2 protein-coding genes are annotated in these 2,194 nt (G+C 65.1%); both read left to right on the forward strand.

Features of this window, described 5'->3' with window-relative positions; translation table 11 throughout:
• Window positions 1-187 precede the first annotated feature (187 nt).
• Window positions 188-631, forward strand: a complete 444-nt coding sequence (locus ACFWPJ_RS31010; protein ID WP_378856799.1) for a DUF6881 domain-containing protein — start codon at window positions 188-190, stop codon at window positions 629-631.
• A gap of 675 nt (window positions 632-1,306) precedes the next feature.
• Window positions 1,307-2,194, forward strand: an 888-nt coding sequence (locus ACFWPJ_RS31015; protein ID WP_378856801.1) for a helix-turn-helix transcriptional regulator, incomplete at its 3' end; no start/stop codon positions are given.

Consider the following 2,194-nt stretch of genomic DNA (forward strand, 5'->3'; position numbering starts at 1 on the left):
TCTCTAGGGGGGGGCCTCTAACTCACCCACTCTGTCCCCCCCGTAACCCCCCCGGGGGGCTGGGGGGCGGGGGGGGGACCCCGGGGCCCCCCGCCCGCCCCCCGATCCACAGATATTCAATGATCGTGCGGCATTCGCGCGCTGGTGGGATGGTCGGCACTGGCATCAGACCCCGTTCGATCGTGCGGTGATCGGGGAGCACGCCGACAGAGACGATGTCAGCGATGACCTCTTCATGGGGTTGCGATCCGTGGCCCACCCCAGGTGGTTTATCGGTACCGAACCAGTAATAGATCGACCGACAGCGGCGGCTGCCGCGAGTGGCTTCGAGCCGCCCGAACCCGGCTTGCAGTACCGGAGGGTGACGGCGCGGGCCGCGGCAGGCTACGAGCCACGGTTGAGCTTCGCCGAGATCGACGATGAAGGGTATGAAAGCCGGAAGGTCGAGTACTTCCCGATTGGCAGGATGGGTCTCGCCGACGGATTCATGGAGACTGAGCTCACCCAGTTGGCGGACGACCCAGTGGAGTCGCTGGAGCAGATCTCGCAGCGTCCTGGTTTCACTGCGGAGGAGATCACGCCGGAGGAGTTCCAAGTGGAATGGACTATCGCCGGCGGGGAGCAGCCCTGACCAGCCCCTCTGACATCAGCGTGGCATTTCGAGAAGGGTTGCCCTGGGTCTTCTGGTTCCGCCGACGACCACATGTCAATGCGGGTCCGGCCAGACAATCGCCGCCACCAGGACGATGGTAGGCACCGCGAAGGCGAGTACGAATCCGGCCGCGATCATTGGTCGCGGCTCTCTGCTGCGGTCAACCAGGCATCTATGTTGTCGAGCGGGCCCGTGACCACTACGCGCCACGGATTCGCCAGCGCGAAGCCTTCCGGCGAAGGATGGACAGTCATAGACCGTTTGGCGGCGCGCGCCGCGAGCGCGTCCAACCGCTCTCGGGTCGGGTTCATGGCGCCCACCTCCGCACCGGCCTACAGACCGGGCCACGCACCTTCGAAGCGCTCTGCGGCCAGTTGTCCAGGGCTGCCAGCAGCCGCCGAATTACCTCTGGCGGTGCAATCTCGATCGGGTCCGGATGTACGGGTTCAGGTGTCCGTCGTGGGAGCACGGTCCCCTCCTGCTCGGTGGAGAGCCAGCCCGGGCGAGCGATCGCATTCGGCTCGTACGGGCGGCCCGGTGGCAACGGAACCTCTCCCCGCGCCATGTCAATCAGTCGATGCTGTGATGTGCGGAAGTAGTAGCAACAGGGGTAGCAATCAGACACGGGCGCACGAGCGGGAGCATGATGGGCGGATGGACCGTAAACACGGTGTCGGCAAGCTGATTCGCGAGATGCGAGATGCGCGCGGCTGGTCTCAGGGTCGCCTCGCCGACGCGCTCGCGGAGCACTCCGGGCAGTCGATCAACCGGGAATCCGTTTCCCGGTGGGAATCCTGCAAACACAACCCTTCGCCCTACTGGCTCCGCCACCTCGCTGCTGTCCTAGACGTACCTTTTGCTGTGTTGGAGTCCGACGACGTGAACCGTAGGCAGTTCCTATCCTCGATGGCCGCAACCTCCGTCGCGCCCGTAGTGGCGTCCGACATACTCGCTGAAGGGTTTTCAGCGCGTTTGAGGGGAACCGGACCCAGCATCGACGCTTGGGCCGCGATGCTGGACGAATACGGAACGTCGTACATGGTGGCCGGAGCCGCCGAGATTCAGAAACGTCTGGTCGTAGACCTCGCTGTCATTCAGCAGCAATGCGAAGACCCGCGTATGTGGGGCCACGCCTCACGATTGGCAACGTTGTTCGCGAAGACGTTCCCGGGATCTGACGGCAGCAAGGCCGTGGGTTGGTACCGGATGGCCGCCGAGATGGCGGACCGCTCCGGCGACGTTGACACGCGGGTTTGGGTACGTGGCCGGGCGGCCATCGCCCTGGGCTACGAAGGTGCCTCGCTGCCGATCGCGACCATGTTCGCCGAGCAAGCTCTAGCTATTTCCGACCGGCCGTCACTCGGCCGGTTGAACGCCTTGTACGGGAAGGCTCATGCCGCCGCCATCACGGGCGACGCCGACACCGCACGTGTGCTCGACCTCGAAGGCCGACGCGTGTTCGACCAAGCCGGGTCCGAAGATGGCGAAGCCTCGGACTACGCGGTGCCGCATTGGCGGCTTGGTGTGTTCCGGTCTCTGCTC

It is taken from the genome of Nocardia sp. NPDC058497 (genome assembly GCF_042720195.1).
Lineage (GTDB): Bacteria > Actinomycetota > Actinomycetes > Mycobacteriales > Mycobacteriaceae > Nocardia.